The organism is Streptomyces sp. NBC_00358 (genome assembly GCF_036099295.1).
In the GTDB taxonomy this organism is placed as follows: Bacteria; Actinomycetota; Actinomycetes; order Streptomycetales; family Streptomycetaceae; genus Streptomyces.
The window spans coordinates 7,485,585-7,505,231 of sequence record NZ_CP107976.1 but is presented as its reverse complement, the minus strand read 5'-3'; the positions used below and the strand labels follow the sequence as shown (position 1 = coordinate 7,505,231).

Annotated in this window: 17 protein-coding genes; 3 read left to right on the top strand and 14 right to left on the bottom strand. The window is 71.7% G+C overall.

What is annotated here, in order from left to right; all coding sequences use genetic code 11:
• Positions 1-52 precede the first annotated feature (52 nt).
• The 7 genes from cobT to OHT01_RS32040 all read right to left on the bottom strand — a co-directional run bounded on the left by cobT (position 53) and on the right by OHT01_RS32040 (position 10,131).
• Entirely contained in the window at positions 53-3,772 is a 3,720-nt protein-coding gene (gene cobT, locus OHT01_RS32070; RefSeq protein ID WP_328556591.1) for a nicotinate-nucleotide--dimethylbenzimidazole phosphoribosyltransferase, read from the bottom strand.
• Positions 3,773-4,117: 345 nt separating this feature from the next.
• Positions 4,118-5,329 carry a precorrin-6y C5,15-methyltransferase (decarboxylating) subunit CbiE gene (gene cbiE, locus OHT01_RS32065; RefSeq protein ID WP_328556590.1) on the bottom strand — a complete coding sequence of 404 codons (1,212 nt, stop codon included), beginning with the start codon at positions 5,327-5,329 and terminating at the stop codon, positions 4,118-4,120.
• A 274-nt stretch (positions 5,330-5,603) separates the two neighbouring features.
• Entirely contained in the window at positions 5,604-6,242 is a 639-nt protein-coding gene (locus tag OHT01_RS32060) for a GNAT family N-acetyltransferase (protein WP_328556589.1), read from the bottom strand.
• A gap of 175 nt (positions 6,243-6,417) precedes the next feature.
• Entirely contained in the window at positions 6,418-7,248 is an 831-nt protein-coding gene (locus OHT01_RS32055; protein WP_328556588.1) for a MetQ/NlpA family ABC transporter substrate-binding protein, read from the bottom strand.
• A gap of 99 nt (positions 7,249-7,347) precedes the next feature.
• Complete coding sequence (locus OHT01_RS32050) at positions 7,348-8,085, bottom strand: methionine ABC transporter permease (protein ID WP_328556587.1); 738 nt, start codon at positions 8,083-8,085, stop codon at positions 7,348-7,350.
• A complete protein-coding gene (locus OHT01_RS32045; protein ID WP_328556586.1) occupies positions 8,082-9,173 on the bottom strand; it encodes a methionine ABC transporter ATP-binding protein in 1,092 nt (363 codons plus the stop codon). The genes OHT01_RS32050 and OHT01_RS32045 overlap by 4 nt, the downstream gene beginning before the upstream one ends.
• Before the next feature lie 310 nt (positions 9,174-9,483).
• Positions 9,484-10,131: an HAD family hydrolase gene (locus tag OHT01_RS32040; RefSeq protein WP_328556585.1), complete on the bottom strand. Its 648-nt coding sequence runs from the start codon at positions 10,129-10,131 to the stop codon at positions 9,484-9,486.
• A 69-nt stretch (positions 10,132-10,200) separates the two neighbouring features.
• Here OHT01_RS32040 and OHT01_RS32035 point away from each other — a divergent pair, with 69 nt between their 5' ends.
• Together OHT01_RS32035 and OHT01_RS32030 are read left to right on the top strand one after the other, a co-directional pair.
• Positions 10,201-10,560 carry a hypothetical protein gene (locus tag OHT01_RS32035; protein WP_328556584.1) on the top strand — a complete coding sequence of 120 codons (360 nt, stop codon included), beginning with the start codon at positions 10,201-10,203 and terminating at the stop codon, positions 10,558-10,560.
• Between the two features lies 1 nt (position 10,561).
• On the top strand, positions 10,562-11,065 hold the full coding sequence (locus tag OHT01_RS32030; RefSeq protein ID WP_328556583.1) for a hypothetical protein: 504 nt from the start codon (positions 10,562-10,564) through the stop codon (positions 11,063-11,065).
• A gap of 61 nt (positions 11,066-11,126) precedes the next feature.
• Here the strand turns inward: OHT01_RS32030 and OHT01_RS32025 are convergent, their stop codons facing one another.
• From OHT01_RS32025 to OHT01_RS32015, 3 genes are all read right to left on the bottom strand, one after another.
• Positions 11,127-11,630: a GNAT family N-acetyltransferase gene (locus tag OHT01_RS32025; RefSeq protein ID WP_328556582.1), complete on the bottom strand. Its 504-nt coding sequence runs from the start codon at positions 11,628-11,630 to the stop codon at positions 11,127-11,129.
• A 58-nt stretch (positions 11,631-11,688) separates the two neighbouring features.
• Positions 11,689-12,183 carry an RNA polymerase sigma factor gene (locus tag OHT01_RS32020; protein ID WP_328556581.1) on the bottom strand — a complete coding sequence of 165 codons (495 nt, stop codon included), beginning with the start codon at positions 12,181-12,183 and terminating at the stop codon, positions 11,689-11,691.
• A gap of 146 nt (positions 12,184-12,329) precedes the next feature.
• Positions 12,330-13,493, bottom strand: coding sequence for a glycerophosphodiester phosphodiesterase (locus OHT01_RS32015; RefSeq protein ID WP_328556580.1), 1,164 nt, complete (start codon positions 13,491-13,493; stop codon positions 12,330-12,332).
• A gap of 407 nt (positions 13,494-13,900) precedes the next feature.
• Here OHT01_RS32015 and OHT01_RS32010 point away from each other — a divergent pair, with 407 nt between their 5' ends.
• Positions 13,901-14,572 (top strand): lysophospholipid acyltransferase family protein, encoded by a 672-nt coding sequence (locus OHT01_RS32010; protein WP_261702964.1) that lies wholly within the window; start codon positions 13,901-13,903, stop codon positions 14,570-14,572.
• Positions 14,573-14,861: 289 nt separating this feature from the next.
• On the opposite strand, the gene OHT01_RS32005 is transcribed toward OHT01_RS32010, so the two are convergent.
• From OHT01_RS32005 to argH, 4 genes are all read right to left on the bottom strand, one after another.
• The gene (locus OHT01_RS32005; RefSeq protein WP_328556579.1) at positions 14,862-16,379 is read right to left on the bottom strand and encodes an MFS transporter; all 1,518 of its coding nucleotides are present in this window, start codon (positions 16,377-16,379) and stop codon (positions 14,862-14,864) included.
• Positions 16,376-16,927 carry a TetR/AcrR family transcriptional regulator gene (locus tag OHT01_RS32000; protein WP_328556578.1) on the bottom strand — a complete coding sequence of 184 codons (552 nt, stop codon included), beginning with the start codon at positions 16,925-16,927 and terminating at the stop codon, positions 16,376-16,378. Before OHT01_RS32000 ends, OHT01_RS32005 begins: the two co-directional genes overlap by 4 nt.
• A 190-nt stretch (positions 16,928-17,117) precedes the next feature.
• Positions 17,118-18,089 (bottom strand): aldo/keto reductase, encoded by a 972-nt coding sequence (locus tag OHT01_RS31995; protein WP_328556577.1) that lies wholly within the window; start codon positions 18,087-18,089, stop codon positions 17,118-17,120.
• Between the two features lie 111 nt (positions 18,090-18,200).
• Positions 18,201-19,634, bottom strand: coding sequence for an argininosuccinate lyase (gene argH / locus OHT01_RS31990; protein WP_328556576.1), 1,434 nt, complete (start codon positions 19,632-19,634; stop codon positions 18,201-18,203).
• Positions 19,635-19,647: the final 13 nt, after the last annotated feature.

The window sequence follows — 19,647 nt, the reverse complement described above, 5'->3', positions numbered from 1 at the left end:
CGGGCGGGGCGGGCAGCTCCGGACGCCTGCCCACCCGCCGGTGCCGTCGGGCCTACTTCTCGGTCACCCCGGCCGAGTCGAACGTCGCGACCTCGTGCATCGCCCGCGCCGCGCTCTGGACGATGGGCAGCGCCAGGAGGGCGCCGGTGCCCTCGCCGAGGCGCAGGTCGAGGTCGATCAGGGGGCGCAGGCCCAGCTTGTTCAGGGCGGCCACGTGACCGGGTTCCGCGCTGCGGTGGCCCGCGATGCAGGCGGCCAGGACCTCGGGGGCGATGGCGCGGGCCACCAGGGCCGCGGCGCCCGCGCTGACGCCGTCCAGGATCACCGGCGTACGCAGGGACGCGCCACCGAGGAGGAGGCCGACCATGGCGGCGTGTTCCAGGCCGCCGATCGCCGCGAGGACGCCGATCGGGTCGGCCGGGTCGGGCTGGTGGAAGTCGATGGCGCGGCGGACGACCTCGGTCTTGCGGGCCAGGGTCTCGTCGTTGATGCCGGTGCCGCGGCCCGTCACCTCGGCGGGGTCGGCGCCGGTGAAGACCGAGATGAGGGCCGCCGACGCGGTCGTGTTGGCGATGCCCATCTCACCGGTCAGCAGCGCCTTGTTGCCCGCGGCCACCAGGTCGCGGGCCGTCTCGATGCCCACCTCCAGCGCAGCGACGGCCTCTTCGCGGGTCATGGCGGGGCCCGTGGTCATGTCGGCGGTGCCCGCGCGGACCTTGCGCGGCAGCAGACCCGGCGTGGCCGGCAGGTCGGAGGCGACACCCACGTCGACGACGCAGACCTCGGCGCCGACCTGGTTGGCGAAGGCGTTGCAGACCGCGCCGCCGCCCAGGAAGTTGGCGACCATCTGCCCGGTGACCTCCTGCGGCCACGGGGTGACGCCCTGCGCGTGCACGCCGTGATCGCCCGCGAAGATCGCGACGGCGGCCGGCTCCGGGATCGGCGGCGGGCACATCCGGGACAGGCCCGACAACTGCGCGGAGATGATCTCCAGCATGCCGAGGGCGCCCGCGGGCTTGGTCATCCGCTTCTGGCGCTCCCACGCCTCGCCGAGCGCCTTGGCGTCCAGCGGGCGGATGTTGGAGACCGTCTCGGCGAGCAGGTCGTGCGGCTCCTCACCGGGCAGCGCGCGGCGGCCGTACGTCTCCTCGTGCACGACCCACGACAGGGGGCGGCGCTTGGACCAGCCGGCCTGCATCAGCTCGGGCTCGTCGGGGAACTCGTCGACGTATCCGACGCAGAGGTAGGCGACCACGTCGAGGTGCTCGGGCAGGCCCAGCGCGCGGACCATCTCCCGCTCGTCGAAGAAGCTGACCCAGCCGACGCCGAGGCCCTCGGCGCGGGCCGCGAGCCACAGGTTCTCGACCGCGAGGGCGGAGGAGTACGGGGCCATCTGCGGCTGGGTGTGGCGGCCGAGGGTGTGCCGGCCGCCCCGGGTCGGGTCGGCGGTGACGACGATGTTGACCGGGGTGTCGAGGATGGCCTCGATCTTCAGTTCCTTGAACTGCTTGGCGCGGCCCTTGGGAAGCGACTTGGCGTAGGCCTCGCGCTGGCGCTGGGCGAGTTCGTGCATGCTGCGCCGGGTGTCGGCGGAGCGGATGACGACGAAGTCCCAGGGCTGGGAGTGGCCGACGGAGGGCGCGGTGTGCGCGGCCTCCAGGACGCGCAGCAGCACGTCGTGCGGGATCGGGTCGCTGCGGAAGCCGTTGCGGATGTCACGGCGCTCGCGGATCACGCGCAGGACGGCCTCGCGCTCGGCGTCGCTGTAGCCGGGAGCCGCCGGGCCGGTGGACTCTCGTACGTCTTCCGCCACGGCCGTGCTCTCTTCCTGGTCGGCGACCTGGGTGCGCAGGTCCTCCGCTTGCTGTGCGACTACGGGTTCCGGCTCCGCGACGAGCGGTTCCGGTACGGGCACGGCCTCGGGCGCGGCCTCCGCCTCCCGGGGGGCGGGCACGGGTGCCGGGACGATCGGCTCCGCCTGTGCCACGGTCTCGTCGACCGGGGCGGGCGCCACGGCGGCCGCGGCTGCGGTGTGCTCCTGGGCCGGCGGCTGCTCCTCCTCGGCGGGCAGCGGCAGCACGGTCATGCCGTGCGGCGGGGTCGGGGCCAGGTGCGGAGTCGTCGGCACCGTGCCGTCCACGGGCACGAACCGGCCGAGGCTCTGGTCGGCCTGGGGTACGAGGGGCGCGCCGGGGAATCCGGGGACGCCCGCCGGGTCCGGGCCACTCGCGTGGTGCTGGTCGCCGTGGGCCGGGTGGTACTGATCACCGTGGGAGTGGTCCGTGGCCTCGGCGTGCGGGGCCTCGGCGTGCGCGGCCACGCCCACCGGTACGCCGTGCGGGGTGTCGGCGGTGCCGGGCCCGGCGAAGGCGGCGCTTTCGTAGGCGGGGGCGGCTTCCTCGGAGAGGGCCGCGCCGTTCTCGGCGAACGCGGCCCGGTCCGTGAACCGCCGGTCCTGGAAGTCGTCGAGGACGATGCCCTGGCCGCCCTGCGAGGCCTCCGCCGAGCGCGCGGAGAGCGCCGACAGCGCGGACTCCTGGTCCTCGAAGGCGAGCGGGACCCCGGCACCGAGGGACTGCTCGGTCCCGGGCAGGGATGCCTCGTCCACGAATCGGACAGCGTGTTCCGGCAGGTGGGCGGCGGGTTCGGGGAACGCGGCGTCCTGGGCTCCGGGCTCGGCGAGGCCTGCTCCGTACGCCTCCTCGCCGGCGAGCTGCTGCGGGGCCTGCGGCTCGGCGAGGTCATCGGCCGGGTCGAGGTGCTGAGCGGGCAGGACATCGGCGGCGTCCTCGGCGACCGGCACCGGTGCGGCCTCGGGCGCGAAGGCCTCCGCCTCACCACCGGCCTGTCCGGCGGCGTCGGGCTCGCCTTGGAGGTACGGGGCGTCCGCGAACTGCGCGGCCTCGGGAGCCTCCGGGGCAGGCTGACCGTCCGGCGCGGGCGCGGCCTCGGGAACCTGTACGTCCACCTGGTCCTGGAGGTCGAGCGACATCACGTCGGCCGACGGCATCACGTCCGCCGCCGGCAGCGACACCTGTGCGGCGTCCGGCGCCGACGCCGGGACCGGGGCCGGGTCCTGGACGAAGGGGACCGGTACGAACCCGGACGGCTGCTCGGCCTCCACGGCCTGCGGCGCCCCGGGAACCGGTTCGGCCTCCACGCTCACCGGGGACCCGGGCTGCTGTCCCGCCTCCGTGACGGCCGTTTCCGCCGCGGTGGTCTCGCCGCCGACCGGCGGAGTCCCCCACGGCACCGCACCCTGCGGCAGGGCCTCGCCGAGCGGGGGCACGTCCAGGTACTCAGGACCGACGGTCGCCGGGCCCGCGTGGCGCAGGGGAGTGACCGGAGTCGTCATGGTGCCGACGCGGGAACCCGCGGGTCCGCGGTCGGCCAGGGAGCGCACCGGGCTGGACGAACCGTCGGGCGTGGGCGGGCCGAGGTGCAGCGGGCGGCGCGGCGTCACGGGCTGCGGGGCGGGCGCCGGGCTCGGGGCGCGGACGGCGGCGAGGTCGATCGCGCCGGTGTCCCGCCCGTCCGTCTCGTGCGGGCCGGGCTCGTCGGTGAAGGGCATGGGGGTCGGCGGCGGCACCTCGTTGCCCCAGGCGCCCTGGGCACCCGGCGCGCCCGGCATCAGGAGCAGGTCGTCGTCCTCGACGGGGTTCTCGGAGGAGTCGACGAAGGTGTACGCGCCCGGCGTGGTGACGCCCGGCTGCTCCACCATGCCTACGCTCTCCGGCAATCCCTCGCCCGGGACCTGGCCGGTGTCGGTCATGCGTACCCCTCGCCCATCGGTTAGTGCTTCCAAGTCCAGCTCGCCCGGAACGGCGCACCGACCGCCCCACAGTGAAGAACGAGCGTGCGTGCCCAGCGGCACGAACGACCGGCCAACAAAGACGACAAAGCCATTAACTGGCATTGTCCCGGTCATCCCGCCCTCGCGACAGCGTGATCCGCGAGCGCCCGCTGTGGACTGCGCCACGTTGCGCGTCCTCCGGTTCTGCCGTACCACACACGCCTCAAAACGGGCGGGTTTTCCGGACATTGGCCTACGAAAGGCCGATCTCCCGGGAGCGGTACAACGATCGGCCAGCCTACCGCGCGCAGTACGACAACAGGATCACGGGGCGCGATCCGGCAGACGGCCGCTGAGCAGGAACGCGACGCTCCGCTCCTTCTCCGTCCAGGCCCTTGTGTCGAGTTCGACGGACTGAATGAGAGCGCACTCGACGTCGTAGCCGTGCTCGGTCAGATCGCGGCCGATGAGTTCGGCCGCGTCGCGCGTGGCGGCGTGCGTGACGATGCCCTGGGGGCGGCGGTCGGCGACGGCGGAGACGACCGCCACTCCCCCGCCGCCGACGCGGACGACATCGGGTTCGGGAAGGTCTTCCAGAATGTGCGGGGCGCTGCCGTGCACGATCTGCATCTGGACGCCGAAGCGGCGGGCCGCGTGCTCGGTGCGGGCGCAGGAGCCCGGACTGCGGTCGACCGCGATGACGGCGGCACCGGTGCGGGCGGCCTCGGTGGCGAAGGCTCCGCTGCCGGAGCCGATGTCCCAGACGAGGTCGCCGACGCGCGGTCCCAGCCGGGCGAGTTGGGCGGCGCGCAGCAGATCGGTCTCGCCTTCGCCGAGTGCTCCGCCGTACGCCCGCGCGGGCAGCGCCCAGCCGCGCGGTCCACCGGCGGGCTCCCGGCCGGCGATCCAGCCGCCGCCCTCGGCCGCCGCCACGAAGCCGCCGATGACGATCACGACGTTCGGGTCGCGCCAGGTGTGGTCGGCCGCCTTGTCCGAGGTCAGGATCGTGACCTGTTCGCGACTGGTGCCGAGTTCCTCACAGATGACGAAGGTGCGGTGCACTCCTTCGAGGAGCAGCCCGAGTTCGGCGGGTCCCGCGCCAGGTGAGGTGAGGACAGCCACCTTGGTGTGGGCTCGGCATACATTCACCGCGCGTCGCAGCGTGCGGCTGTGTGCGACGACCACTTGTGCGTCGTCCCAGGGCATTCCGGCTCGGGCGAAGGCGGCGGCTACCGAGGAGACGGCGGGCACGACTTCGACCTCCAGGCCGAACTCGGGCGCGCGCAGGGTGCGTACGACGCCGAAGAATCCCGGGTCCCCGTCGGCGAGGACGACGGCGGTGCCCCGGTGGCCCGCGATCCGGCGGGCGGCGAGGGCGACACTGCCGAGCCGGACGCGTTCGGCGCCCTCGGGCACTTCGGGGAGCGCGAGATGGTGGGCCGCGCCGGCCACCAGCGTGGCGGCACCGAGGGCGGAGCGCGCCGCGACGGTCGGCGGCGAGCCGTCCCAGCCGATCACCGTGACCCGGTCGGCCATCGTCGTCAGTCTCCAGAAGGTCTTCGCAGGTCGGCAGGTGCAGCCCGGGCGGGCTCCGTGAGGGTACCTGGTGCGACCCGGCGGCGGGGTGTCGGCGGTGTGGCGCGGGAGCGGTTCCGGCGTGCCCGGAAGACGGATGCGGGGTCCAGGGGCGCCGCGTCCGGCGAGGTGGACGCCGTGCACCCCTATGACTCGACGCGACCGTGGATGACCCCCCGCGATCGTTCCGTACGCCGAAGGGGGCGTCGCGGATCACCGTGCGTCCGCCCGGGGTTCAGTTCCAGTCGGAGAACGAGGTGTAGCCCCCGGTGTCGGCGAAGCGCCCGCCCACGCCGTCGAGGTCCTCCGGCAGCAGGCTCCACACGATGAAGTCGGTGCGCAGGTCGGCCCAGGATCCGTCCTCGGTCCGGGTGCGCGCTATGCAGGCGTTGCGCAGCACTCCCTCGCTGATGCAGCCGATCTTCTGGGCGACCTGCTGCGAGGCGGTGTTGTCGGCGGCCGTGCGCAGCTCGATGCGCTCGAACTTCTGGTCGCGGAAGAGCCATCGGGCGGTGGCGAGGGCGGCTTCGGACGCGTAGCCCTCACCGCGCGCCCAGGGGGCGACGATGTAGGAGAGCTCGGTGGACCGCACCCGCCAGTTCGTCTTGCCGAGCTGGATGACGCCGACCAGGCGCTGGGTGAGGAACTCGGTGACGGCGAGGTCGAGTCCGCGCCCCCGCGCGCGTTCCGTGGGCGCGTAGTCGCTGACCCAGTCGCGGGCGCCGTCCTCGGTGAACGGCTGCGGGATGGACGTCCAGGCCGCCACCATCTCGTCGTTCATCATCTCGGCCAGCGGAGACACGTCGTCCTCGTCGAGCGCACGCAGGACCAACCGCTCCGTGCTGATGGAGATGTCGGGGAAGGTGCTCGTCATGCGACGCTCCGTAACCGTCGGGGACTTCGGACCTGATATACCGTCGGGTCCGCTGAACTGCCCAGCATGCAGCATGAAACCACCGAACGGCACAACGGGGTCCACTCCGGGTAATGGAGTGGACCCCGTGCGGTGACGAGGGAGGCCGCCGGCCTTGAGTGGCCGGGTCCCAGGCCTACTTGAACGACGGGATGACGGAGCCGGCGTACTTGTCCTCGATGAACTTCTTGACCTCGGGCGAGGTGAGGAGCTTCGCGAGCTTCTTCACGCGCGGGTCGTTCTCGTTGCCCTTCTTGACGGCGAGGAAGTTGCCGTACGGGTTGTCCGTCGCCGACTCCAGGACGAGGGCGTCCTTGGCGGGCTTGAGGTGGTCCTCGATGGCGTAGTTGCCGTTGATGACCGCGGCGTCGACGTCGTCCAGGGAGCGCGGGGTCTGGGCCGCCTCCAGCTCCTTGAACGTGAGGTTCTTCGGGTTCTTCGCTATGTCCTTGGGCGTCGCGCTGTTGCCCGCCCCGTCCTTGAGCGTGATGATCCCGTTGGCCGCGAGCAGCTTGAGCGCGCGGGCCTCGTTGACCGTGTCGTTCGGGACGGCGATCGTCGCACCGCTCTTCAGGGCGCCGACGCTCTTCACCTTGTGGGAGTAGAGGCCGAGCGGCTCCAGGTGAACCGTGACGACGGGCACGATGTGGGTGCCGTTCTTCTTGTTGAAGTCGTCGAGATACGGCTTGTTCTGGAAGTAGTTGGCGCCCACGGACCCGTCCTCGGTCGCCGTGTTCGGCGTGACGTAGTCGGTGAACTCCTTGACCTCCAGGTCCAGGCCCGCCTTCTTCGCCAGGTGGTCCTTGATGTACTCGAGGATCTCGGCGTGCGGAACCGGGCTGGCGGCGACGATCAGCGGGCCGCTGGTGTCGGAGGCGGAGTCCTTGCCGGAGCCGCAGGCGCTGAGCCCGAGGGTGAGCGCTCCGGCGGCGAGGACGGCGGTGGTGATCTTGGCGGTGTTACGCACGAAAAGTGCCTTTCCATATGGGGTGGAGCCGCCCCGTTGGTGAACGGGGAAATCCAGGGAGTGGGAGGACCGGGGCCCGAGCGGGGACCACTGGGTGGTTCAGGCGGCCTTGCCGACGTCTGCCGAGGCGGGCTTCCTGGTCTTCAGCAGCCGCAGCCTGGGGGCGGCACCGGAGTGTCCGCCGCGCCGGTGCAGGGTGCGGGCCGCGTAGTCGCCGGCGAGCTGGATGGCCGAGATGACGACGGCGAGGACGGCGACCGTGATCCACATCAGTCCGGACTCGAAGCGCTGGTAGCCGTAGCGGATCGCGATGTCGCCGAGCCCGCCCGCGCCGACGGTCCCGGCCATCGCCGAGTAGCCGATGAGGGCGACGACCGTGGTCGTCGCGGAGGAGATCAGCGACGGCAGCGATTCCGGTACGAGGACCCTGCGGACGACGGTCCAGGTGCTGCCGCCCATCGCCTGCACCGCCTCGACGAGCCCGCCGTCGACTTCGCGGACGGCCGTCTCGACCAGCCGTGCGAAGAACGGGATCGCGCCGACGGCGAGCGGGACGATGGCCGCCTCGCGTCCGATGGTCGTTCCGGTGATCGTGCGCGTGAAGCTCATCAGCGCGACCATCAGGATGATGAACGGCAGCGAGCGGGCGACGTTCACGATCTGCCCGATGACCCTGTTCACGACCACGTTCTGCAGGAGGCCGCCGCGGTCGGTGAGGACGAGCAGGACACCGAGCGGCAACCCGCCGACGACCGCGATCAGCGTGGACCAGCCGACCATGTAGAGCGTGTCACAACACGCCTGGGACAGCAGCGGCTGCATCTCGGACCAGGTCACTTGGCACCTTCCTTCACCAGGACGGGCTGCTGCCCCTGGATGTCGATCTGCAGACCCTGTTCACGCAGGAACCCGATCGGCACGACGTTCTCCTCGTAGCGGCCGGGCAGTTCGATGCGCATCCGGCCGACCTGCTTGCCCGCGACGGTGTCCATCGCGGCACCGAGGATCGAGATGTCGATGTTGTAGGTGCGCGAGAGCTGCGAGATGACGGGCTGGGTGGCCGACTCCCCGTGGAAGGTGACGTCGATGACCGTGCGGTCGTCCCCCGAGGCCTCGCCGCTGACCGGGAAGAGCGCGGAGGCCAGCTCCGAGCCGGGCGTCGCGAGGAGTTCGCTGACGGTGCCGGACTCGACGATGCGGCCCCGCTCCATCAGGGCGGCCGAGTCGCAGATCGTCTTCACGACGTCCATCTCGTGGGTGATGAGCAGGACGGTGAGACCGAGCTGGCGGTTCAGGTCGCGCAGCAACTGAAGGATGGAACGGGTGGTCTCCGGGTCGAGGGCGCTGGTCGCCTCGTCGGAGAGCAGCACCTTCGGGTCGCCGGCCAGCGCGCGGGCGATGCCGACACGCTGCTTCTGACCACCCGAGAGCTGGGCCGGGTACGCCTTGGCCTGGTCGGACAAGCCGACCAGGTCGAGCAGTTGGAGCGCCTTGCGGCTGCGCGCCTTCCCCGATGCGCCGAGGATCTCCAGCGGCAGCTCGACGTTCTCCTGGACCGTCCGCGAGGACAGCAGGTTGAAGTGCTGGAAGACCATGCCGATCCGGCTGCGGGCCTGGCGGAGCTCCCGGCCGGCCCGCGGGCCGCGCCCGACGAGGGCGGTGAGGTCCTGGCCGGCGACGGTGACCGTGCCGGAGGTGGGACGCTCCAGGAGGTTGACGCAGCGGATGAGCGAGGACTTGCCGGCGCCGGACTGGCCGATGACGCCGTACACCTCGCCTTCGCGCACATGCAGATCGACGCCGTCGAGGGCGGTCACTTCACGGCCGCGCGAGCGGTAGACCTTGGTGAGGCCCGTTGTCGTGATCACTGGGGTTTCCGTCACTGTCGAGTGCGGGGCGTGGGTGTGCGCCGGGCACGGGTGCATTCGGTCGGGAACGCGGCACGGTTCTCGCGATGGCGATGGAACCGGAAGGAGAACGTGTGCGCTGGGCAGCCCGGTCACGTACGCGGTACGGACACAGGGCGCGACGATCCCGCTTCGGGGCGCGGGATCAGGCGGTGGTGCGAGGGCCCTCTAGCAGGCACACATTCGACACATACAACGAGCACCGGGCGTCGTGGTCGCCTCGGTCGCAAGGATGCGGCTGCTCGTCGTGGTCATGGAATGAAGTAAAGCAGACCGGGGACCGGGGGCCGCCACCGCTGTCCGAATAGCGGACAGCCGTGGACGGTGTTCATCGCCGGACGGAGATCTCCACTCCCGTGTCCGTCACCAGTACGGACAGGGCGGAGAGGTTCTCGACGACGAGGTCGGCGTCCAGCTCGTGGGCCTGGTGCGTTGTGGCCAACGCCACGGTGGTCATCCCCGCGGCGCGGCCGGCCCGGAGCCCGGCGGGGGCGTCCTCGAAGACGACGCAGCGGGCGGGGTCGACGCCCAGTTCGCGGGCGGCGAGCAGATACGGCTCGGGGTCGGGCTTGCCCCGGGTGATGTCGTCGGCGGCGATCAGCGTCTTGGGACGGATCCCGACCTCGCCGAGGCGGGCGTCGGCGAGCCGGCGGGTGGCCGAGGTGACGACGGCCCAGCGCTCGGCGGGCAGCGCGTCGAGCAGCGCGAGGGTTCCGGGCAGCGCCACGACGCCGCCCGGCACGTCCTCGACCTCCAGCTGCTCGATCCGGGCGAGCGCCTCCGGGACGACCTCGGCGGGCAGCAGGTCGGCGGCTATCTCGACGGCGGGGCGGCCGTGCAGGGCGATCCGGGCGAAGTCCTCGGCGGTGATCCCGTACTCCCCGGCCCACTGGGTCCAGCAGCGGTTCACCGACTCGAGGGACGAGACGAGGGTTCCGTCGTTGTCGAACAGGAGGGCTTCAGCGTGGATCTTCATGCCGTCGACCCTACGGGGCAGCCCGGGGGCGGGGGCATCAGGCCTTTTGGCCCGTAATAGGGTCACGGCATGTTTGTTGCCCTGACGGTCGCGACCGCCGTCGCCGCGCTCGCGCTCGCCGCCTGGTGCGGCTGGGCCGCCCACCGCGACCAGCCCACCAAGGACTGGCACTTCATCGGCATGGCCGTGGTGTCGCTGCTCGCCCTGGTCCAGCTGGTGATCGGCGTCGTCCAGCTGGCGCGCGGCGAGAAGGCGGAGCAGGGCACGACGATCTTCGTGGCGTATCTGATCGGCGCCTTCGCGTGCATCCCCGCCGCGGGGTTCATGTCGCTGGCGGAGCGCACCCGCTGGGGTTCGGTCACGGTGGCGGCCGGCGGCGTCGTCCTCGCCGTGCTCGAAGTCCGGCTCTACGACATCTGGGGAGGCTGAGATGACGGCCACGGAGGAGAACACGAGCGTGCCTCGGGACGAGCGGAACACGCAGGACGAACGGGACGGGCAGGGCGTGATCCCGCGGGAGGCGCCGGCCGGCGAGAAGCGCGCGCGGCTCATCGGCGGCCCCGGCATCCTGCTGCTGTGGCTGTACGGCGTGATGGTGGTCGGTGCCGTGTCACGGTCGGCCGTGCAGATCTCCACGGAGTTCGACAAGGCGCCGCTCGCCTACACGCTCTCCGCGGTCGCCGGCCTCGTCTACGGATTCATCACGTACTCGCTCGTGCGCGGCGGCGAGAAGGCGCGCAGGGCGGCGCTGGTCTGCTGCGCCGCCGAGCTCGCGGGTGTCCTGACCGTCGGGACCTGGACGCTGGTCCAGCCGTCCGCCTTCCCCGACGCCACGGTGTGGTCGGACTACGGCATGGGCTATCTCTTCATCCCGGTCCTGCTGCCGCTGTCGGCGATGTACTGGCTGCGCAAGGCGCGTACGACCGCCGCCTGAGGGCGGCCGACAGGCGGCCGGCGGAGGCCGGCGGGCAACCGCCCGCCGGATTCGGCCGCGTTCAGGCGCTGGTGGCGTACGCCCCGGTGTCGGCGCCCTTGGCCAGGGTGACCAGCGTCATGCGCTCGCCCACCTGCTCCTGCGAGACGGGCGCGTAACCGTGCTTGCGGTACAGGCGCAGGTTGCGTTCGCTGCGGTGGCCGGTGAACAGCTGGAAGGACGTGGCCGCTCCCTCGGTGCCGAGCCGGGTCTCGATCGCGTCGAGCAGGCGTCCGCCGAGGCCGTGCCGCTGCATGCGCGGATGCACGATGAGTTTGCTGATACGGGCCGTGCCGTCGGCGTCGACGGCGCCGCGTACCGAGGCCACCACCTCGTCGCCGAGCCTGGCCACCAGTACGGTGCCGCCCGCGAGTTCCGCCCTGAGCGAGTCGAGCGGCTGCGTGAGCGGCTCGATGCCGTAGTCGCCGTACAGCTCGGCCTCGCTCTGATAGCAGAGGTACTGCAGCTTCAGGATCTGTTCCGCATCCTGCTCGGTCGCCGCCGAGATGGTCACGCTCATGCCCATGTGTGCATGCCTCCCGCTCACCTGTTCAACCGGTCGTCCCCCACTCCTATCCCCGTCGTCAGCGGGCCGCAACCTCCGCGGTCAGCAATCGGCGAAGACATCCAAGACATCTGGAACGTTCCGGACCAAGATTGCCCTGTGAGATACCCAACTCACCTGCGATCTCCCGGTAGGTGAGGTCCTCCGGGGAGAGCAGCGCGGCCAGCAGGCCCGGGCAGCGGCCGGGCAGCCGGCGCACGGCCTCGTGCAGCTCCCGGCGCCGTGCGGCGGTGATCGCCTGCTGTTCGGGACCCGGGCCGCGGTCGTCCGCGGGCTCGGTGGCGTACGGCTGCTCGACGCGGGACCGGCGCCGGCTGCGGCGGGCCTCGGTGCGCACGGCCCTGCGCACCCAGCGCTGCGGGTCGACGGGCGGTCCCGCCGTGTCCAGGAGCTCCAGGAGGCGCAGCCAGACGGCCTGTTCCAGGTCGCCGCGTTCGGCGCCGGAGGCGTGGGCCTCGGCCGACGCCTCGGCGGCCAGCAGCGGGCGCAGCGCGGAAACGATCTCGGGGGTCATGTGCGGCACGACGCGGCCGCCCCGGCGAGAGGTTGCCGGGACGGCCGGTTGTCACCCCATCCGGGGTGACAGGGTCATCGGTTGACGGACGCGGACACCGGTCTCGCTCCTCGGACGCCTCCCGTCGACGGCCCGGGGTGCCCGGGTCACCGCTCCAGGAAGTCCGCCCGGGCGAGTACCGCGGTGTCCGCGTTGTCGGTGAAGACACCGTCGATACCCGTCTCGAAGTAGACCCGGAAGGCGCCGAAGGCGTCCCCGTAGGCGTCCGGGGCGGTGCCCTTGCGGAAGCTCGTGGGCAGGAACGGGTTCTCGTTGCGCATGGTGTACGGGTGCAGCACCAGGCCCGCCCGGTGCGCGTCGGCGACGAGCGTGGTCGGCGTGGTGAGGTTGCCGTCCTTGTCCTTCGGGATGACCAGGTCGAGGGTGGGGCCGATGCCCTGGGCGTACGAGGCCATCCACTTCAGGCCCTCGGGAGTGACGAGGTCGGCGACCGTGCGGGGGTCGCCCGTCGCGACGAAGTCCCAGGGACGGGTGTTCGCCGCGGACAGCAGGACGACGAGCGGGTTGCCGACGAGCCTGTCCAGCCGCTGGATGCTGCTCGGCTCGAAGGACTGGAGGATGACCGGCGAGTCCTTCCTGTCCTTGCCGTGCTTGCGCAGCAGTTCGGCGACCCGCTCCTCCAGGCCGAGGCCGAGCGCCCGGAAGTAGGTGGGGTGCTTGGTCTCGGGGTAGATCCAGACCTGCTTGCCGCGCCTGCGGGTCTGCTCGTCCTGCCAGCGGAGCACCTCTTCGAAGGTGGGTATCTCCCAGCGGCCGTCGTAGAGGGTGTTGTGCGGGCGGTTGGCGGGGATGCGCTCGACGGCGCGCAGCGTCTTCAGCTCGGCGAGCGTGAAGTCCTCGGTGAACCAGCCGGTGGTGGGGACCCCGTCGAGCGTCTTGGTGGTCCTGCGGCCGGCGAACTCGGGGTGCGCCGAGACGTCCGTGGTCCCGCCGATCTCCGGTTCGTGACGGCATACGAGGTGTCCGTCCCTGGTGGGTACGAGGTCGCCGGCCTCGACGACGTCGGCGCCCAGGTCGAGGGCGAGCTGGTACGAGCCGAAGGTGTGCTCCGGCCGGTAGCCGCTGGTTCCGCGGTGGCCGATGACGGTCGGTCTGGGCAGGCTCCGGTAGCCGCCGCCCGCGTGCCGTTCGTCCGCGCTCGCCGCTCCGGGAAGGCCGAGCGCCGCTCCGCCCGCCCCGAGTACCGCGGCCCCCAGCAGCGTCCGCCGCGCCGTGCCCCGCTCCTGACCGTTCGACTTCCGTGCCCCCATGAGGGCTCCTCCCGCCGTTGGTGCCTGCCTGTCGAAGCGGGACGATCGTAGGGGCCCCCGGGTGACGGGAGGGAGGCCCGCGGCGGAACAGTGGGTGACCCCGGATGTCGTACGGGATGCGGAACATGACGGTCCGTCGGCATCGGTCCGGCGGTCGTGGGTAGGCGTGGAACCGCGGCGGACGGGCGGCGGTCCATGACGGGATCACCCGTTCGCCGGTACGGCGCGCGATGTCCGTCACATCGTGTCGCCCCGATGTCCGGCGCTCGCGGACACGCAACCGCAGGTAAACGTAGGTCAACAGTGCGTATCCAGTCGATGAACCCGATGTGCAATCATCCGGGAACCGCGAGTATCGTCCTCACCTGCACATACTCCATACCGATCCCTTGACACCGGAGGGCCCGTTGTCCCGCTTCGCGCTCATCAAGGCAGTGCTCGGACCGATCATGCGCCTGATGTTCCGCCCACAGGTGGAAGGCGTGGAGCACATCCCGGGCGAGGGCCCGGTGATCCTGGCCGGCAACCACCTCACGTTCATCGACTCGATGATCCTTCCGCTGGTCTGCGACCGGCAGGTGCTCTTCATCGGCAAGGACGAGTACGTCACGGGCAAGGGCCTCAAGGGCCGCCTGATGGCGTGGTTCTTCACCGGCGTCGGCATGATCCCGGTGGACCGGGACGGCGCCAACGGTGGCGTGGCCGCGCTGATGACCGGCCGCCGCGTCCTGGAGGACGGCAAGGTCTTCGGGATCTACCCCGAGGGCACCCGCTCCCCCGACGGCCGTCTGTACCGCGGCCGCACCGGCATCGCCCGGCTCACCATGATGACCGGCTCCCCGGTGGTCCCCTTCGCGATGATCGGCACGGACAAGCTCCAGCCGGGCGGCGCGGGCATCCCGCGGCCGGGCAAGGTCACCGTCCGCTTCGGTCCCGCCATGGAGTTCTCGCGCTACGAGGGCATGGACCGCGACCGCTACGTGCTGCGCGCCGTGACCGACTCCGTGATGACCGAGGTCATGCGGCTTTCCGGCCAGGAGTACGTCGACATGTACGCCACCAAGGCCAAGGCCGCCTAGGGCGTGTTTCGAAAGTAGCGTCGTCCGCCCGGAGGGCGGGGCTCGCGGCGTCTGGTGCGGTGCATCGCAAGGCGGAGGGTCGTCCGCGTACTGGGCGTACTCGGGCGATCCCGACAACGCGGCGAGGTGCCGTGCCAGGCGTCGCGAGCTAGACGGGACTTTCGAAACACGCCCTAGCGCTTCGGCCCCGCGACATCGCACACGGGTGGGCCCCGACCGGCGGTTGCCGGTCGGGGCCCACCCGTTTCGTACGACCAGTGGGTCCGGGAGGACGATCCGGAGGGCTGTCCTAGGTCTCCAGCTTCTGGCCGCGCAGCAGGAACCACGCCGCCGCCGCGGTGGCGAGCAGGACCGCCGCGCCCGCGCCGGAGGCGAGCGCCAGACCGTCCACGAAGGAGTCCCTGGCCGCGGTGAGCATGGTCTCCGCGGTGTGCTCGGGCAGGCTTCCGGCGGCCTCCACCGCTCCGCCCAGCGAGTCGTGCGCCCCGGCCGGTGTGCCCGCGGGGCCGGCGAAGCCCGCGTAGACGCCGGTCACGATGGAGCCGAGCAGCGCGATGCCGAGGGCCGCGCCGAGTTCGTACGCCGTCTCGGAGACCGCGGACGCGGCGCCCGCCTGGTCCTTGGGCACGGCGGAGAGGATGACGTCGGCGGTGACGGTGAACGAGAAGCCCGCGCCGACACCGACGACCAGCAGGGCGGCACCGAGCAGCGGATAGCCGGTGGACCGGTCGAGCACGGTGAGCGTGCCGAGCGCGATGCCCACCGCGGCGAGTCCGGCGGAGACCACGGTGCGCACGGAGAACCGCCGCGCGACCCGCCCCGCGACCAGCCCCGCCGCCACCGCGCCGACAGCGGCGGGGACTTCGGCGAGTCCCGCCTCGAACGGGCCTCTCCCCTGCACGAGTTGCAGGTACTGGGAGAGGAAGAACACGAGTCCGGACATGCCGAGCACGGTGAACAGGTCGGCGAGCACGGCCCCGGAGAATCCCCGGTTGCGGAACAGCCGGACGTCCAGCACCGGCTTGGGAAGCGTCAGTTGGCGGCGCACGAACCAGAAGAGCGCGCCGCAGCCCGACAGGCCCGCGGCGAACGCCCCGCCGCTCGGCCCGTGCGCGGCGAGCTCCTTGACCGCGTACACCACGCCGATCACACCGACGAGCGAGAGCACGACGCTGACCAGGTCCCAGGGTCCGGGGTCCGGACTCTTCGACTCGGGGAGCAGCCTGCGGCCGACGAGGACGAGCACGACCATCACCGGAAGGTTGATGAGGAAGACCGAACCCCACCAGAAGTGTTCGAGCAGGAAGCCGCCGACGACGGGGCCGACAGCGGTGCCCGCGGAGGCCGTCGCGCCCCAGATGCCGATGGCCAGGCTGCGCTCGCGCGGGTCGTGGAAGATGTTGCGGATCAGGGCGAGGGTGGCGGGCATCAGGGTCGCGCCCGCGACACCGAGCAGCGCCCGCGCCAGGATCATCAACTCGGGTGTCGTGGCATAGGCGTTGAGGACGGATATGAGGCCGAACGCGGTCGCGCCGACGAGCAGCAGCTTCTTGCGGCCGATGCGGTCGCCGAGGCTGCCCATGGAGACGAGCAGACCGGCGATGACGAACGAGTAGACGTCACCGATCCACAGGAGCTGGGTGCCGGAGGGCCGCAGGTCCTCACTGATGTACGGGGTGGCCAGGCCGAGGACGGTCGCGTCCACGGCCACCAGCAGCACGGCGAGAACGAGGACGCAGAGCGCGAGCCAACGGCGGGGGCGCTGCTGCACCTCCGTCACGGGTGCCGGCCGCAGGGTGCTGGTCATGGTTCCTCTCCCCTGAGCGCGCCGCCGAGCAGCAGCTCGACGATCATGTGGTGGAAGTCCTTGGCGGCGACCCGGCCCTCGGTCACGGCCCAGGCGGCCGAGGCCATCAGTCCGTAGAGCGCCTCGGTGAGCCAGGCCGGGGTGAGGTCGATGCGGAACTCGCCGTCCTCCTGGCCGCGCCGGAACAGCGCGGCCATCCGGGCGTCGAGCCGGGCCCAGCCCTCGTGCTGGCCGTCGCCCTCGAAGAGCTGGTTCTCCGTGTAGAGGAAGGCGAGCAGTCCCGCCACCTTCTCCAGCTCCCGCACCAGCCGGCGCACGGCTTCCTGGGCGGGGCCGTCGTCGAGCCGGGCCGCGTCGAGAGCCGCCTCGCACTCCTCGATGCCGAGCGCCTCCAGGGCGCGGACGAGCGCGTCCCGGCCGGCGAACTGGCGGTGCAGGGTGGCCCGGCTGATCCCGGCGGCCTTGGCGACCTCGTCCATGGTCGCGGTGGATTTGCGGGTGAGCAGGGCGGCTGCGCTGCGCAGCACGTGGTCACGGTCGACAGCCATGAGACAACTGTACCGCACATGAGACATCAATGTCTCATTCGGAGCGCGGGTGTCTCACGCCCTCGCGGTTCGGAAGGTGCTCGACTTCCTCGCTCGGGAGGCGCCCGACTCCCCCGCTCGGGAAGTACCCGACTTCCCGGTTCAGGAGGCGCTCGACGGGATTCCCGCGTGGTTGCCCGCGCTCAAACGCTCAGTGCCAGGGCAACTGCCCGCGTCGCTCCCAGTACGCCCGCGGTTCCTCCGCGAGGGCCGCGAGCCGGGACACCTGGTCGTCGTCGAGGTCGACGACCGCCGCGTGCAGGTTCGAGGCGAGCTGGAGGACGGTGGCGGCCCCCGACAGCACGACACCCGCCCAGGGCTGCCGAAGGATCAGCGCGAGGGCGACCGCGTCGGACCCCAGGGAGGTCTCGGCGGCGACGGCACGCAACACGTCGGGGGCATGGGTTCCGGCGAGCCGGCCGTTGGCCACGCCCTCCTTGACGATCACCGTGAGTCCGGCGTCGTGGGCCTCGGCGAGCGCGGGCGCGGCCGAGGTCTCCAGGGCGTTGTACGTGCACTGGACGGTACGGAAGAGCGGCGCGCCGTCGACCGTGACGGCCAGCGCGGCACGGATCGCCTCCGCCTGCGCGGGCCCGCTGGTGGAGAAGCCGATGGACAGGCCCCCGGCGGCGGCTTCGGCCAGTGCCGCATGCAGCTCCTTGTCGGTGAGGGCCGGGCTGTCCGGGGTCACCGAGTGGATCTGGTAGAGGTCGAGCCGGTCGCCGAGCAGCTCCGCGGTCTCGGCGCGCTGCCGCTCGTACATGGCGAGGCCGTGGTCCTTGACCTCGTGCGCCTCGGCGTCGGTGCGCCAGTCGGCCGTGTACCTGTAGCCCCACTTGCTGCCGACGACGATGTCGTCGATGCCGGGGCGGCCGCTCAGCCAGTCGGCGAGGAACTCCTCGGAGCGGCCGTAGGAGCGGGCCACGTCGAAGTAGCGCACGCCCTGGGCGTAGGCGGCTTCGAGGAGTTCAAGGGTGCGCTCGCGCAGCGCGTCGACACTGCGGTCGGCCGGGAGGTCGTCCTCGCGCCCGAGGTTGATGTAGCCGGGCCTGCCCACGGCGGCGAGCCCCAGGCCGAGGTGGGCGGTGGGAGTCGTGGCTGAGGCGAGACGTGCGAAGGGCATCGCGGTTCCGTTCGGTCGGCTCCTTTACGGCTCCGGCCAACGTAACCCGCGACGCCCTCCGTCGTACGGCACCCGCCCTCGCGCGCGGACCGTGTCCGCTCCGCGGGCGGGCTACTTCTTGTGCTTCGCCACGGCCCACGCCTGCTGGGCGGCGACGTCCGTCCTGATCTCGGCGAGCTGGACCGCGACCGCGCTGGGCGCCGTACCGCCGCGGCCGTCGCGCGAGGCGAGGGCGCCGGCGACGTTGAGGACGGAGCGCACCTCCGGTGTCAGATGCGCCGAGATCTTCGCGAACTGCTCGTCGGTCAGCTCGTCCAGTTCCTTGCCGTCCGCCTCGGCGACCTTCACGCACTCACCGGCGACCTCGTGCGCGACACGGAACGGCACGCCCTGCTTGACCAGCCACTCGGCGATGTCGGTGGCGAGCGAGAAGCCGGCCGGGGCCAGCTCCTCCATCCGCTCGCGGTGCACGGTCAGCGTGGCCATCATGCCGGTGAAGGCGGGGAGCAGGACCTCCAGTTGGTCGCAGGAGTCGAAGACCGGCTCCTTGTCCTCCTGGAGGTCGCGGTTGTACGCCAGCGGCAGGGCCTTGAGGGTGGCCATCAGCCCGGTCAGGTTGCCGATCAGCCGGCCCGACTTGCCGCGCGCGAGCTCGGCGATGTCCGGGTTCTTCTTCTGCGGCATGATCGACGAGCCCGTGGAGAACGCGTCGTGGAGGGTGACGAAGGAGAACTCCTTCGTGTTCCAGATGATGACCTCCTCCGCGATCCGGGAGAGGTTCACGCCGATCATCGCGGTGATGAAGGCGAACTCCGCCACGAAGTCGCGGGAGGCGGTGCCGTCGATGGAGTTGGCGACACTGCCGTGCTCGAAGCCGAGGTCCTTGGCCACCGCCTCCGGGTCGAGGCCGAGGGAGGAACCGGCCAGGGCGCCGGAGCCGTACGGCGAGACCGCCGTCCGCTCGTCCCACTGGCGCAGCCGCTCCGCGTCCCGGGACAGGGACTGCACATGGGCGAGGACGTGGTGCGCGAACAGCACGGGCTGGGCGTGCTGGAGATGCGTACGGCCGGGCATCGCCACACCCGGGTGCGCCTCGGCCAGGCCGATCAGCGCCTCCTGGAGGTCGGCGATCAGACCCCCGATGATCCGGGCGTGGTCGCGCAGGTACATGCGGAAGAGCGTGGCCACCTGGTCGTTGCGGGAGCGGCCGGCGCGCAGCTTGCCGCCCAGGTCGGGGCCGAGGCGTTCGAGGAGACCGCGCTCAAGAGCCGTGTGCACGTCCTCGTCGGCGATCGTGCCCACGAAGGAACCGTCGGCGACAGCCGACTCCAGCAGGTCGAGGCCCTCGATCATGCGCGTGAGCTCGTCCTCGGTGAGCAGGCCCGCGCCGTGCAGGACGCGCGCGTGGGCGCGCGAACCGGCGATGTCGTACGGCGCGAGGCGCCAGTCGAAATGGACCGACGCGGACAGCTTGGCCAGGGCCTCGGCGGGACCGTCGGCGAAACGTCCGCCCCAGAGCCGGACGTCACCGCTGTTGCTGCTCACTTGCGTTACTCCT